Source organism: Acinetobacter sp. XH1741, assembly GCF_041021895.1.
In the GTDB taxonomy this organism is placed as follows: Bacteria; Pseudomonadota; Gammaproteobacteria; order Pseudomonadales; family Moraxellaceae; genus Acinetobacter.
Window position 1 is genome coordinate 3,557,093 of sequence record NZ_CP157428.1, and the last position, 14,515, is coordinate 3,571,607.

The 14,515-nt window shown below is 38.9% G+C and carries 10 protein-coding genes and 1 pseudogene; 1 reads left to right on the forward strand and 10 read right to left on the reverse strand.

Annotated elements, in window-relative coordinates:
* Positions 1-259 precede the first annotated feature (259 nt).
* The 3 genes from ABLB96_RS17075 to ABLB96_RS17085 all read right to left on the reverse strand — a co-directional run bounded on the left by ABLB96_RS17075 (position 260) and on the right by ABLB96_RS17085 (position 3,846).
* Complete coding sequence (locus tag ABLB96_RS17075; RefSeq protein ID WP_348898218.1) at positions 260-1,762, reverse strand: cation:proton antiporter; 1,503 nt, start codon at positions 1,760-1,762, stop codon at positions 260-262.
* Positions 1,763-1,994: 232 nt separating this feature from the next.
* Positions 1,995-2,894 (reverse strand): neutral zinc metallopeptidase, encoded by a 900-nt coding sequence (locus ABLB96_RS17080; protein ID WP_348898219.1) that lies wholly within the window; start codon positions 2,892-2,894, stop codon positions 1,995-1,997.
* A 28-nt stretch (positions 2,895-2,922) separates the two neighbouring features.
* Complete coding sequence (locus ABLB96_RS17085) at positions 2,923-3,846, reverse strand: DUF808 domain-containing protein (protein ID WP_348898220.1); 924 nt, start codon at positions 3,844-3,846, stop codon at positions 2,923-2,925.
* A 206-nt stretch (positions 3,847-4,052) separates the two neighbouring features.
* Between ABLB96_RS17085 and trpS the strand changes: the two genes are divergently transcribed.
* Entirely contained in the window at positions 4,053-5,066 is a 1,014-nt protein-coding gene (gene trpS, locus ABLB96_RS17090; protein WP_032056127.1) for a tryptophan--tRNA ligase, read from the forward strand.
* A 410-nt stretch (positions 5,067-5,476) separates the two neighbouring features.
* On the opposite strand, the gene sucD is transcribed toward trpS, so the two are convergent.
* The 7 genes and pseudogenes from sucD to ABLB96_RS17125 form a co-directional block, all read right to left on the reverse strand.
* Positions 5,477-6,367, reverse strand: coding sequence for a succinate--CoA ligase subunit alpha (gene sucD / locus ABLB96_RS17095; RefSeq protein ID WP_002051332.1), 891 nt, complete (start codon positions 6,365-6,367; stop codon positions 5,477-5,479).
* Positions 6,368-6,381: 14 nt separating this feature from the next.
* The gene (gene sucC / locus ABLB96_RS17100; RefSeq protein WP_001048573.1) at positions 6,382-7,548 is read right to left on the reverse strand and encodes an ADP-forming succinate--CoA ligase subunit beta; all 1,167 of its coding nucleotides are present in this window, start codon (positions 7,546-7,548) and stop codon (positions 6,382-6,384) included.
* 147 nt (positions 7,549-7,695) lie between these two features.
* Entirely contained in the window at positions 7,696-9,129 is a 1,434-nt protein-coding gene (lpdA, locus tag ABLB96_RS17105) for a dihydrolipoyl dehydrogenase (protein WP_348898221.1), read from the reverse strand.
* Between the two features lie 62 nt (positions 9,130-9,191).
* Positions 9,192-10,385: a 2-oxoglutarate dehydrogenase complex dihydrolipoyllysine-residue succinyltransferase gene (gene odhB, locus ABLB96_RS17110; RefSeq protein WP_348898222.1), complete on the reverse strand. Its 1,194-nt coding sequence runs from the start codon at positions 10,383-10,385 to the stop codon at positions 9,192-9,194.
* Positions 10,385-13,225 (reverse strand): 2-oxoglutarate dehydrogenase E1 component, encoded by a 2,841-nt coding sequence (locus ABLB96_RS17115; protein ID WP_348898223.1) that lies wholly within the window; start codon positions 13,223-13,225, stop codon positions 10,385-10,387. Before ABLB96_RS17115 ends, odhB begins: the two co-directional genes overlap by 1 nt.
* 157 nt (positions 13,226-13,382) lie before the next feature.
* Positions 13,383-13,511 (reverse strand): annotated as a pseudogene (locus ABLB96_RS17120) (hypothetical protein).
* A gap of 283 nt (positions 13,512-13,794) precedes the next feature.
* Positions 13,795-14,505 carry a succinate dehydrogenase iron-sulfur subunit gene (locus ABLB96_RS17125; protein WP_004705893.1) on the reverse strand — a complete coding sequence of 237 codons (711 nt, stop codon included), beginning with the start codon at positions 14,503-14,505 and terminating at the stop codon, positions 13,795-13,797.
* Positions 14,506-14,515 lie beyond the last annotated feature (10 nt).

A 14,515-nucleotide genomic window follows, 5' to 3' on the forward strand; every position in this document is an offset into this window, starting at 1 on the left:
GAATTCTGGATTTTTTATGTCTAAATTAAGAAGAAAGCCGATTAACTGTTTTATATATAAAACAAATTTAATTTTTAATAATTAAATATTCATTGAAAAGTATTTTAATTAAAATCTTTATATAACAACTTTTAATATCTCAATAAAATAAAATATATTATTAATGATATAGATAAAAAAGAAATGGCTCTAGATAATATTTTACTATTACACTAAAGCCATAATTTTTAATTTTAAATAATAATATTTTTAAGTTTTTCTAAAAATTATCTGGACTCTCAAAACGTTTTACTTCTTGTAACTTATTTGGGTCATGCATAGTTGCAATCCCATCTTCTGTTTTTTGATCAACAATTACATCAGGATTAAATACAGTAATTGTTTCGCGTCCTAATGCATCTTCTCCAACAATATATTGAAAGCCACGGCGATTCATTTTGTGGCATAACCTTTGATAAAAACCTTTAAGGCCCTCTGTTTCTTCATTAGGGTTGTAATAAAATGCATTCATGACCGCAGGCAAACCAAGACCACACACCACACCAGATAGTAATACGCTAATAAAGGTATATCCAATTAGAATACTACTATAAGGGCTAAGGGCTGGAATATTCGCAACTGCCAAGATCAAAGCAAGCGAAATCCCTCCTCGTACGCCACCCCAAGATAAAATAGTTAAGCTACCATTATAGCTTTTGGTTTTACGCATCGTTGGGAAGAAGGCAAAAGACATAAAATTTGCCGCAAAACGTGAGATATGCAGAATAAAGAAAGCAACTATTCCGCCTAAAATCAGGCTAAAGTTTAAATCTAGAATAAATAATTCAAGTCCAATTAAAGTAAATAAGAATGAATTGATAATTCCTTCTACAGTATGCCAAAAATGGTTAACTTCTCTAATCTCGCGCTCTTCACGGATTTCCTTCCATTTGTTACCAACGATTAACCCCCCAATAACACAAGCAATCGGAGCTGATGCATGTGCAAATAAAGCTACTAAATATGCCCCACTTGCCAGTAATGCCGTTGTTAAAATCAGGGATTCCATTTCGTGCTTACCACGCAATAGACGCAACGTTCCTACCCCGAATGCCCAACCAATACCAACAGCAACTACAATTTCATAAAGTAAGGCTTCTAGTGTCGCAACTAATGAAAAATGTTCGCCTTGTAAAACATTCAGCAAAGTCATAAATAATGCAATACACATGGCATCATTAAATAAAGACTCTCCTTCTAATTTCACAATAAGATGATGAGGTGCTCGGATAGAGCTTAATACACCTTTAATACCAATCGGGTCTGTTGCACCCAATGCTGCACCTAATAACAGAAGAACCAAAATTGGCACATGATGACCAACCAACAGTTGGAAACCATAAAGTAAACCACCGAACAATACTGCGCAGATTACTAACGCAATAGTGGCCAGAATACTAATTTGTCGCCAATAGCTTCTTAGATCTGAAATCTTAAATTTAAGTGCGGAAGAGGTCAGGATAAAACAGATTACACCATTAATTAAAAAGTCATAAAAATCAATATGACGAACTGCATCTTCAATATTATGAATGTTAATGGTAATAAATTGATTACCATTTAGGAGGCTGGCTCCCCATTGCAAAATGAAGACAAAAATTGCAGAAACAAGAGGTACGCCAATAGCTTGGGGGAAGCCTAAAATACGCTTATTGAATATAGTGGTTGCAATTGATAAGGCAAATACAACCGTAAATGCTTGTAATAAGAAAAAATTACCCATGAACACCCTTCTTCTGGGTCAATGACCAAATAAAAAACCTAGACAGTTAAACTGAACAGAATGAAAAAATAGGCACATCACGTGTGCCAAACAATTAGAAGTTGAAATATAAGTTTAACGAATTACTTTAATTATTCTATCAATCAGTTAAATTTCTTAACATTAATTATGAATCAGAGAGATTATAAAAAATGAGTTCACCTGAACCTATGGCAAACTCATCTTTTTCATATTAGATAGAATTATTGAAAGTATCACATTGATTAATATCACCAGACTTTAAGCCCACCTGAAACCAATGCATCCGTTGTTCACTCGTACCATGGGTAAAGCTATCAGGAACAACTTGGCCGGTTGCACGCTTTTGCAAATAGTCGTCACCAATTTTTTGAGCTGCATCCATTGCTTCTTCAACATCTCCCGATTCAAGAAACTGAGTACGCTGTTGATTATGATTTGCCCATATACCGGCTAAGCAGTCAGCTTGTAGTTCTTGACGTACAGATAGCTGATTACCCTCTCTTTGACCTACTTGTGCGCGGGCTTGCTGTACTTGAGAAGAAATACCAAGCAAAGTTTGAACATGATGGCCTACTTCATGAGCAACAACATAAGCTTGGGCAAAATCCCCTGCTTGATCTTGGCGGGAAAGCTCCGATTTATTTTGCTCACCCGATATTCCCATTTGCTCACGCATATCTTTAAAAAATTCGGTATCAATATAAACCTTCTGATCTGCTGGGCAATAAAAGGGTCCCATTGCAGATTGAGCTGTACCACAACCAGACCTAGTCATTCCACTAAATAGGACCAACTTTGGCGGTGTATAAGTTTTACCTAACTGTTTAAATATAGGCGTCCACGTATCTTCTGTATCTGCCAATACTGTTCCAACAAAATCCGAAGCTTCTTTTTGCTCAGGCGTTAAACTTTGTGGTGCAGTTTCATTTGACTGTTGTGAGGCAGTAACCTGCTGTGTTGCTTGGTAAGCCATTTGTGGATCAACACCAAAAAATTTCCATGCAACAAATGCCACCACCAAACCAATAATACTAATACCACCTGCTTTAACACCACCTCCACCACGGCGGTCTTCGACATTGGTACTGACTCGACGATCTCTCCAACGCATGTCTTCCCTCTTCTTTTAAATGGTCTGATTAGTTAGAAGTTTTTGGCCACATTTTCTGTATTAAGCTCACGATAAGCAACACAACTGCACCAGCAACCATTCCAATGACAAAGTTAATTAATGTCGGTGTTAAAGCACCAATAATATTTCCTACAGCAGGTATATGTTCTGCATGATCAACGGTATTTTCAGTAATATGGTGAAGTAACGGAATCGTATGGTTAATGATCCCACCTCCCACTAAAAACATTGCAATAGTGCCAACAATAGAAAGCAATTTCATTAAAATTGGCGCAAAAGCAAGCAAACCACGTCCTAAAGATTGCTTAAAAGAAGCAGCTTGTTTTGTTAAATATAATCCTAAATCATCAATTTTAACAATCACGCCCACTAAGCCATAAACGCCGAGTGTCATCACCACTGCAATAATACTAAGTACACTTACTTTAGTTACTAAAGCCGCTGTAGCCACAGTACCCAAGGAAATCACAACAATTTCAGCTGATAAAATAAAGTCAGTTCGAATAGCCCCTTTTACTTTTTCTTTTTCAAAAGTCGCTAAGTCCAATTCTTCATTATTAAATTCTGTTGTTGCCTGTTCTGATGTAGATGGCTTTTTATGCATAATCGTATGAAGAACTTTTTCGACGCCTTCATAACATAAAAACAAACCGCCTAACATTAATAATGGATTAATCAACCAAGGAGCTATAACACTAATTAATAATGCTAAAGGTACTAAAATAAGCTTATTAACTAAGGAACCTTTAGCGACTTTCCATACAATAGGAAGTTCACGATCTGCACGTACACCTGTAACCTGTTGTGCATTTAAAGCCAAATCATCACCCAACACACCAGCAGTTTTCTTTGCTGCCATTTTGCTCATTAAAGCAACATCATCTAAAATTGATGCAATATCATCTAGTAATAAAAGTAAGCCACTTGCCATTTCTTATCCAAGTTTGTATTTATTTGGCTATTGTAAGGTGAAATATTCTAATTTCTGTAATTTTACTGAAGAAATTCACAATATTATTTTAAGAAAGTTTAACCAATCGCTGACGAAAAAATTTTATTTCCCGTACAATAATGCCAATCTTTTATATTACAGGGCTTACTATCCCTGATTAAGCCAATACGATAGTGGAATAAATAATGAGTAATGTTGATCAGCGTCCAATTATTTTGACAGGCGACCGCCCAACCGGACAACTACACCTTGGGCATTTTGTCGGTTCTTTGCGTTCTCGTGTAGGTCTACAGGACAGCCATCATCAACATCTCTTATTGGCAGATGCTCAAGCATTAACAGATAATGCAGATAATCCTGATAAAGTACGCCGTAATATTTTAGAAGTTGCTTTAGACTATTTAGCGGTCGGCATTGATCCAACTAAAACAACTATTTGCGTACAATCATGCTTGCCAGCGCTTAATGAGCTCACAATGTTATATCTTAACTTTGTGACAGTTGCTCGTTTGGAACGTAACCCAACCATTAAATCTGAAATTCAAATGCGCGGTTTTGAACGCGACATCCCAGCTGGTTTCCTTTGCTATCCTGTCGCACAGGCTGCCGATATTACTGCGTTTAAAGCGACTGTAGTACCAGTAGGTGAAGATCAGATTCCAATGATTGAACAAACTAACGAAGTTGTACGCCGTGTAAACCGTCAGATTGGCCAAGATCTTTTACCTGAATGTAAAGCATTACTTTCAAATATGGCTCGTTTACCTGGTTTTGATGGTAAAGCCAAAATGTCTAAATCTTTAGGTAATACGATTGTTTTAAATGCTTCTGATAAAGACATTAAAAAAGCTGTAAATGCGATGTATACCGACCCTAATCACCTTCGTATTGAAGATCCAGGTCAGGTTGAAGGAAATATCGTATTTACTTATTTAGATGCATTTGATCCGAATAAAGAAGAAGTCGAAGAGTTAAAAGCTCACTACCGCCGTGGTGGTCTTGGTGATGGTACAGTTAAGAAACGTCTTGAAGGTGTATTAAAAGAATTAATTACTCCTATTCGTGAACGCCGTGAAGAACTTGCAAAAGATCCTGATTATATTATGGATGTTTTACGTCAAGGCACCGATAAATGTCGTTTGATTACTCAACAAACTTTAGATGAAGTTAAAGATGGCTTAGGCTTATTTAAGTTCTAATTTTTATATTAAACATATAAATCAAAAAGCCCTACGGGGCTTTTTTTATAATCACTTTCAGACAAAATAATTTAATATTTTAGAATTTCTATATAGTTATTATGATTCACACGCTCTTACCCTTTTAACGTGAAGTAACACTAATTAACGTGAACCTTAATGAACAAATATTATGAGCCCACTAATATAGCTTCAGTAGGTTGATATGAACCTCACGACATTTCTCCTTAAGCCGAAACTGTTTTTAACAGATTCGTTGTTCTACGCAATGATCACCCCAATCATTGCGTATTTTTTTGTCTTTAATTTTTTATATTCATTCTATTTAATTTATTCAACTTTTTAGTTATGCAAAAAAAATACCGCATCATTTTTCAGATGCGGTATTTTTTAAAGATCTAAGGAAGTTATTAAACTAAACCTTTCTCTTTTAATACTTGCAACATAGTTGAACCAAGCTCAGCTGGGCTACGAGTGTAAGCCATACCTGCTTTTTCAAATGCAGCAAATTTCTCTTCAGCAGTACCTTGACCACCAGAAATGATCGCACCAGCGTGACCCATACGTTTACCTTTAGGAGCAGTTACACCAGCGATGTAACCTACTACAGGCTTAGTCACGTTAGATTTGATGAATTCAGCAGCTTCTTCTTCCGCTGTACCACCGATCTCACCGATCATGATGATTGCATCAGTATCTGGATCGTCTTGGAACAATTGAAGAGCTTCGATTTGGTTCATACCTGGGATTGGGTCACCACCAATACCGATACAAGTAGACTGACCTAAACCAAGCTTAGTTGTTTGAGCAACTGCTTCATAAGTCAATGTACCTGAACGTGAGATGATACCAATACGACCTGGTTGGTGGATGTGACCAGGCATAATACCGATCTTACATTCACCCGGAGTGATCACGCCTGGGCAGTTAGGACCAACTAAACGAGTACCGTTACCGTTAGTTTCTAAATAACGTTTTGCTTTAAGCATGTCGATTGTTGGAACACCTTCAGTGATCACAACGATTAGGCCAACACCTGAATCAACCGCTTCAACGATTGAGTCTAAAACGAATGGAGCTGGCACATAGATTACAGATGCATCTGCATTTGTTTCACGTACAGCTTCTTTCATTGTGTTGAATACAGGTAAGTCAAGGTGAGTTGTACCACCTTTACCTGGAGTAACACCACCAACAACTTTTGTACCGTAGTCTAAAGCTTGTGCAGAGTGGAAAGTACCGTTTTTACCAGTAAAACCTTGTACCAATACTTTAGTGTCTTTATTAATTAATACGCTCATGATTGATACTCCCCTTACGCTTTAACTGCAGCTACAACTTTTTCTGCGGCATCAGATAAACCGTTCGCAGAAATTAATTTCAAACCAGATTCATCAAGTAATTTAGCACCTAACTCAGCGTTGTTACCTTCTAAACGAACAACAACTGGAACAGTTACGTTTACTTCTTGAACCGCTGCAATAATTGCTTCAGCAATCATGTCACAACGTACGATACCACCGAAGATGTTGATTAAAACACCTTGTACAGATGTATCAGCAAGGATGATTTTGAACGCTTCGATAACGCGCTCTTTAGTTGCACCGCCACCAACGTCAAGGAAGTTTGCAGGCTGACCACCATAAAGTTTAATGATGTCCATAGTTGCCATTGCAAGACCAGCACCGTTAACCATACAACCGATGTTACCTTCTAAAGCAACATAGTTAAGATCAAATTCAGATGCTTTTAATTCACGCTCATTCTCTTGAGATTTATCACGTAAAGCAGCAACTTTAGGTAAACGGTAAAGCGCGTTAGAGTCGATACCTACTTTCGCGTCTACACATAAAATTTCGCCATTTTCACGAACTGAAAGTGGGTTAATTTCAAATAAAGCAAAATCATTTTCAACAAACGCTTGGTAAGCAGCTGTCATGATTTTTACGAATTGACCAATTTGTTTGTCTTTCAAACCTAAAGCGAACGCAACTTCACGTGCTTGGAATGGTTGTAAACCAACTAATGGATCAACTTCAACTTTGATAATTTTTTCTGGAGTTTCTTCTGCAACTTTCTCGATTTCTACACCACCTTCTGTAGAAGCCATGAAAGTAATACGACGGCTAGAACGGTCTACAACCGCGCCCAAGTAAAGCTCACGCTCAACTGGATATACGTCTTCAGCAACGATAATGCTGTTTACTGGTTGACCATTTGCATCTGTTTGATACGTAACAAGACGAGTACCAATGATATTGTTTGCAAATTCGATAACGTCTTCTTTAGATTTTGCAACTTTAACGCCACCAGCCTTACCACGGCCACCAGCATGAACTTGCGCTTTCATTACAGCGAATTTACCACCAAGCTGTTCAAATGCAGCAACTGCTTCGTCTGCATTGGTTGCCAAGATACCTTCTTGTACCGGCATACCATATTCTTTCAATAACGCTTTAGCTTGATACTCATGTAAGTTCATTTAGTTACCTACTTAACTTTGTTTGTTGTCTTCAATTTGCGCAACATTCTCATGTTGTATATGCAAATTGCTGTCTACGTCTATCAACTTGATGATTTTTTAATCACACCATCGAATGTGAAAAAGAGCGGAGAACCGCTCTTTATTTTATTTACGCTTACGTTGAATCGCGTGAATTGCACGACCATCTACAGCAAGTGCAGCTTCATGAACAACTTCAGAGAATGTTGGGTGACCAAAAGTCATCAACTGAAGGTCTTCAACAGAAGATACGAACTCAAGTGCAATCATACCTTGGTGAACGATATCAGATGCTGCAGGTCCAATCACATGCATACCTAATAAACGGTCAGTTTTTGCATCAGCAACGAACTTAACAAAACCTGCAGCTTCACCAGCAGCTAAAGCACGACCATTTACAGCAAAACCGAATTGACCAGTTTTTACTTCATGACCTTTTTCTTTAGCTTGCTCTTCAGTTAAACCTACCCACGCCGCTTCAGGGTGTGTATAGATAACAGAAATGATTGTGTCATAGTTCACTTGAGCTGCGTGACCGTGAATACGCTCAACCGCCATTACACCTTCTTCCATTGCTTTATGAGCAAGCATTGGACCGCGAACCAAGTCACCAATCGCGTATACACCTTCTACAGAAGTTGCACAGTGATCATTTACTTCAACTAAACCACGTTCAGTTAATTTAATGCCTGAATCTTCAGCCAATAAACCTTCTGCATATGCTTTACGGCCAACACAAACGATTAATTTGTCAAAAGTTTGAGTTTTTTCTTCGCCACCTTGAGTGTATTTAACAGTCACTTCACGACCATTAACTTCAGTGCCAGAAACTTTAGCAGCAACGCGAATATCAAGACCTTGCTTAGTTAAAAGTTTTTGGTAGTCTTTTGCCAAAGCTTTATCAGCCATTGGTAAGAATGCATCCATTGCTTCAAATACAACAACTTCAGCACCAAGACGACGCCATACTGAACCAAGTTCTAAACCGATTACACCTGCACCAATTACACCTAAACGTTTAGGTACTTCTGGGAAGTTTAATGCGCCAGTTGAGTCAACAATAATATCTTGATCTACAGGAGCTACAGGAATATTTACAGGTACAGAACCAGACGCAAGAATCACGTATTTAGGTTCTAAAATTTGAGTTTCACCTTCGTGAGAAACAAACTCAACTTTTTTACCAGCAAGTAATTTACCTGTACCTTTTAACCACTCAATACCGTTGCCTTTAAGCAATTGATCGATACCGCCAGTTAATTGGTCAACAATTTTGTCTTTACGAGCAAGAAGTTTTGCAAGATCGAAATTCACTTCACCAGTTGTAATACCGTGATCAGCTAAGTGATGCACTGTATCTTCATAACGATGAGAAGAATCAAGCAAAGCTTTAGAAGGGATACAACCTACGTTTAAGCAAGTACCACCTAAAGAAGGCTTACCGTTGTGAATACGTTTTTCAATACAAGCGACTTTGAAACCTAGTTGAGCGGCACGAATCGCAGCTTCATAACCACCAGGACCACCGCCAATGACAACAAGATCAAATTGTTGAGACATTTTTATCTCCATAAACCAGGATAGAGGATCACTCTACCCTGGTAGGTATTTATTCGAAGAAATTAAAGATCAAGGATGAGTTTAGCTGGTTCTTCTAACAATTCTTTGATTGCTACTAAGAAACCTACAGCTTCTTTACCATCGATCATACGGTGGTCATAAGAAAGCGCTAAGTACATCATTGGCAAGATTTCAACTTGACCATTTACCGCCATAGGACGTTCTTGGATTTTGTGCATACCCAAGATACCAGTTTGCGGTTGGTTCAAAATAGGAGTTGAAAGCAATGAACCGAAAGTACCACCATTAGTGATTGTGAAAGTACCACCAGTCATTTCTTCGATAGATAATTTACCATCACGTGCTTTAGCAGCATAAGCACCAATACCTGCTTCAACTTCTGCATAGCTCATACGGTCAGTATCACGTAATACTGGCACAACAAGACCACGATCAGAAGATACTGCAACACCGATGTCGTAGTAACCGTGATAAACGATATCGTCGCCATCAATTGAAGCGTTTACAGCTGGGTAGCGTTTAAGTGCTTCAGTTGCAGCTTTAACGAAGAATGACATGAAGCCTAAACGAGCGCCATGACGTTTTTCGAAAGCATCTTTATATTGCTTACGCAATTCCATAATTGGCTTCATGTTAACTTCGTTGAATGTAGTTAACATTGCAGTTTCTTGAGTTGCAGCAAGAAGACGCTCAGCTACACGCTTACGTAAACGAGTCATTGGAACACGTTTTTCGATACGCTCACCAACAGCAACACTTAACGGAGTAACGTTAGCAGCTGGTTTAGCTTGATGATTTGCAACATCTTCTTTAGTGATACGACCACCACGGCCAGTACCTTGTACGTCAGCAGCAGCAATACCAGATTCAGTTAAAGCTTTACGAACCGCAGGAGCTTGATCAGATACAGTTTCTGCACGTTCAACAACAGGAGCTGCACCAGCTTGAGTTTGAGCAACTGCTTGTTCTACTGCTGCAGGAGCAGCCGCTGCGCCAGCACCAGCTTCAAATTGAGCAATAACTTCGTCAGAAAGAACTGTATCGCCTTCATCTTTAATGATTGCAACCAAGCTACCATCTGCAGGAGCAACAACTTCTAAAACAACTTTGTCGGTTTCAATATCACAGATTACTTCATCACGTGATACAGGTTCACCCACCTTTTTATGCCAAGTTGCGATGGTGCCATCTGCAACAGACTCTGGGAATACCGGTGCTTTAATTTCGGTTGCCATTATTGAGAATCTCCTGATTGTTCAGCTTCGATTGCCAATGCATCATTAATTAGCTGAGCTTGTTGTTTTGCATGCAAGTACGGTGAGCCACAAGCTGGTGCAGCAGAAGCTTCACGACCTGCAAAACTGATACGGATTTGTTTGCCAGATTTTAAGATATCGTCATATAAACGAGGTGCAATAAATAACCATGCGCCTTGGTTCTTCGGCTCTTCTTGTGCCCAAACGAGTTCTTTCACGTTTGGATATGCAGCCAAGATTTCCGCAAGACGTTGTTCTGGATATGGATACAACTGTTCGATACGTACGATTGCAACATTAGTTAAGTTTTGTTCACGACGTTTTTCGAGTAAGTCGTAATAAACTTTACCGCCACAAAGTACAAGACGAGTTACATCTGACTTGTTAATTTGATCGATTTCGTCAATTACTGTTTGGAATGAACCATTTGCAAGCTCTTCTAAAGTAGAAGTCGCAAGCTTATGACGAAGTAAAGATTTCGGTGACATTACAATCAATGGCTTACGAATTGGGCGTACAGCTTGACGACGTAATGCGTGGAAAATCTGTGCAGGTGTCGTTGGAGTGATCACTTGCATGTTATCTTCAGCACATAACTGTAAGAAACGTTCTAAACGAGCTGAAGAATGCTCTGGGCCTTGACCTTCGAAACCGTGTGGTAACAACATTGTTAAACCACAAACACGCTCCCATTTGGTCTCACCAGAAGCAATAAACTGGTCAATCACAACTTGCGCACAGTTTACGAAGTCACCAAATTGTGCTTCCCAAATAATCAAGCTCTTAGGAATTGTAGTTGCGTAACCATATTCAAACGCAAGAACCGCTTCTTCAGATAAAAGAGAGTCGTAAATCGCGAAACGTGGTTGGTTCTCTTTAACATGACAAAGAGGAATGTAAGTTGAACCATCAACTTGATTATGCAATTTCGCATGACGGTGTGAGAAGGTACCGCGACCTACGTCTTCACCAGTAATACGAACTAGATAGTCTTCATCTAATAAAGTTGCATAAGCTAAAGTTTCTGCTGCACCCCAGTTCAACGGAGTTTCACCAGTTTGCATTTTCACGCGATCTTCAATGACTTTTTGAACCTGACGCTGCATTACAAACCCTTCAGGAAGTTTGCTCATGCCCTCGCCTAATTCTTTTAAGCGATTTAAGTCAAATGAAGTATCCCAATCGTCTGTGTAGTCATGACCCAAATACGGAGTCCAGTCAACAAACATTTTTGTATTTGGTTCAAGCACTAAAGCATTTGCCACGTGATTTCCGGCTTCTAAATCAGCACGGTAATCTTCAACCATTTGGTCAGCTTCAGCACGATCAATTACTTTTTGTTGAACAAGTTGATCTGCATAAAGAGTACGTGTAGTTGCTTTTTTAGCAATCACTTGATACATCAATGGTTGTGTACCAGATGGCTCATCTGCTTCGTTATGACCACGACGACGGTAACAGAACAAGTCAATTACAACATCTTTACGGAATTCGTGACGGAAATCATGTGCTAATTGAGTAGCAAAGATAACTGCTTCAGGATCATCACCATTTACATGGAAAATTGGTGTCTGAATCATCTTAGCAACGTCTGTACAGTATTCTGTAGAACGTGCATCACGTGGATCAGAAGTCGTGAAACCTACTTGGTTGTTTACGATAATATGTACAGTACCACCAACCGTATAGCCACGAGTTTGTGACATTTGGAAGGTTTCCATGTTCACACCTTGACCTGCAAATGCAGCATCACCATGAACAATTACTGGTAATACATCATCACCACCAATGTCTCTACGACGCACTTGACGTGCACGTACAGAACCTTCAACTACAGGGCCAACGATTTCCAAGTGAGATGGGTTAAATGCTAATGCCAAGTGAACTTCGCCACCTGGGGTCATTACATTACTTGAGAAACCTTGGTGATATTTAACGTCACCAGAACCTTTTTTATGAATTGATTTCCCTTCAAACTCGCCAAACAAGTCTGCAGGATTTTTACCCATAATGTTAACAAGAAGGTTCAAACGGCCACGGTGTGGCATACCAATAACAACTTCTTTACAACCAACAGCACCAGCACGTTGAATGATTTCATTCACCATAGGAATAAAAGATTCGCCACCTTCTACACCAAAGCGTTTCGCACCAACGTATTTATTGCCTAGGTATTTTTCAAGGCCTTCTGCAGCAGTTAAACGCTCTAAGAAGCCTTTCTTTTGATCATTTGTGAAATTAAGCTGACCACGAACACTTTCAAGACGTTGTTGAATCCAACGCTTTTCTTTTGTGTCCACGATATGCATATATTCAACGCCGATTGAACCACAATAGATTGCTTCCATTGCTTCAATCATTTCGGCAAGCGTTGCTTCGCTTTTGCCAATCTCAAGATTGCCTGTGTTGAATACTGTGTCTAAATCTGATTTGGTTAAACCATGTGCTGAAAGATCTAAATCTGGAATCTCTTCACGCTTAGCAAGACCTAATGGATCTAATTTAGCTTTTTGATGTCCGCGATTACGATAAGCAGCAATAAGTTGTAAAACGCCAATTTGACGACGCTCATGCTCAGTACTTACAGTACTTTGTACAACAGGTTGAACACGATTAGCATTACGTCCTAGTAATAGGAATTGCTCACGCACAGCGCTGTGTGGTTGGTCACCCTTTGGATATTTATCGAAATATTGGCGCCAGTCCTCAGCTACAGAGGTTGGGGAAGTCAGGTACTGCTCGTAAAGTTCTTCAATATACGCTGCACTATCAGCGGAAAGTTCAGTGTCAAGACGCAATGCGTCAGCAACTTCTTGCATTTGTGGACCCATTTCCTATTGCAAAAAATATTACAGGCTGCCTTTTAAGCACACCCATGATGCATAATGTCAAATCGGTAAAAATGACACTACTTACCCAACAGGCCTTTAAGACCAGGGGGCGTCATACTACCTAGAGAGAAAACTCCATAGGTAATTAATGAATCACAACGCCCTCAATGGCATCATCACTCACCTTATACTCGATTAAAACCGAGCAATTTTTTGCAAATCTTTTTAGAGAAATTAACTATACAATTAACTTTTCTAAAATGACTTTGACCATAAAAATTAAGCACTGATCTAAGATCGTGCCACTTAATTTAATTTCACTAGTATACGCTTTTTTCGCCTATAACTTTGTGGCAAATCGTATCATGTTCTTAACGAACGATTGATTTTTTTGACACATACCATCCATAAACTGGCGAAATACATATCCAATTTTATCTATTAATATATGGCGCTTGATATAAAAACCTCTCTTTTACAGACTAAAGTATAAGAAGCGTATTATAAAGTTAAAAAAAAACGCACATCAAGGATGTGCGTTTCCTATTTGCGCAGAATTAACCCGCTTGATCTAACAACATGTTACGGATGTGACCGATAGCTTTTGTTGGATTCAAACCTTTAGGACATACTGACACACAGTTCATAATACCTTTACAACGGAACAAACTGAATGGATCGTCAAGACGAGCCAAACGGTCTGCAGTTGCAGTATCACGAGAATCGATAATAAAACGGTATGCATTCAACAATGCTGAAGGACCCAAGAATTTATCAGGGTTCCACCAGAATGATGGACATGAAGTTGAACAACATGCACAAAGAATACATTCATACAAACCGTTCAAGTGTTCACGCTCTTCAGGAGACTGTAAACGCTCTTTCGGTGGAGCTGGCTGGTTATTGATCAAGAATGGCTGAATTTTGTCATATTGATCATAGAATTGGTTCATATCAACAACCAAATCTTTAATAACCGGCAAACCTGGTAATGGACGAATTACAATTTTTTCAGGCAGGTCGTTTAAATTCCATAAACAAGCCAAACCATTTTTACCATTGATATTCACACCATCCGAACCACAAATACCTTCACGGCAAGAACGACGGAATGTCAATGTTTCGTCTTGAACTTTCAATGCAAGTAATGCATCAAGCAACATACGGTGCTTATCAGTCAATTCAAGCTTGAAAGTTTGCATGTACGGCGCTTTATCCTTATCAGGATCATAGCGGTAGATTTCGAATGTACGAGTACCTCTACTCATCTTTATACTC

Excerpts from the sequence above, each read along its gene's own strand:
- ABLB96_RS17075 (WP_348898218.1), bottom strand. The coding sequence starts at position 1,762 with ATGGGTAATTTTTTCTTATTACAAGCATTTACGGTTGTATTTGCCTTA.
- ABLB96_RS17080 (WP_348898219.1), bottom strand. The coding sequence starts at position 2,894 with ATGCGTTGGAGAGATCGTCGAGTCAGTACCAATGTCGAAGACCGCCGT.
- ABLB96_RS17085 (WP_348898220.1), bottom strand. The coding sequence starts at position 3,846 with ATGGCAAGTGGCTTACTTTTATTACTAGATGATATTGCATCAATTTTA.
- trpS (WP_032056127.1), top strand. The coding sequence starts at position 4,053 with ATGAGTAATGTTGATCAGCGTCCAATTATTTTGACAGGCGACCGCCCA.
- sucD (WP_002051332.1), bottom strand. The coding sequence starts at position 6,367 with ATGAGCGTATTAATTAATAAAGACACTAAAGTATTGGTACAAGGTTTT.
- sucC (WP_001048573.1), bottom strand. The coding sequence starts at position 7,548 with ATGAACTTACATGAGTATCAAGCTAAAGCGTTATTGAAAGAATATGGT.
- lpdA (WP_348898221.1), bottom strand. The coding sequence starts at position 9,129 with ATGTCTCAACAATTTGATCTTGTTGTCATTGGCGGTGGTCCTGGTGGT.
- odhB (WP_348898222.1), bottom strand. The coding sequence starts at position 10,385 with ATGGCAACCGAAATTAAAGCACCGGTATTCCCAGAGTCTGTTGCAGAT.
- ABLB96_RS17115 (WP_348898223.1), bottom strand. The coding sequence starts at position 13,225 with ATGCAAGAAGTTGCTGACGCATTGCGTCTTGACACTGAACTTTCCGCT.
- ABLB96_RS17125 (WP_004705893.1), bottom strand. The coding sequence starts at position 14,505 with ATGAGTAGAGGTACTCGTACATTCGAAATCTACCGCTATGATCCTGAT.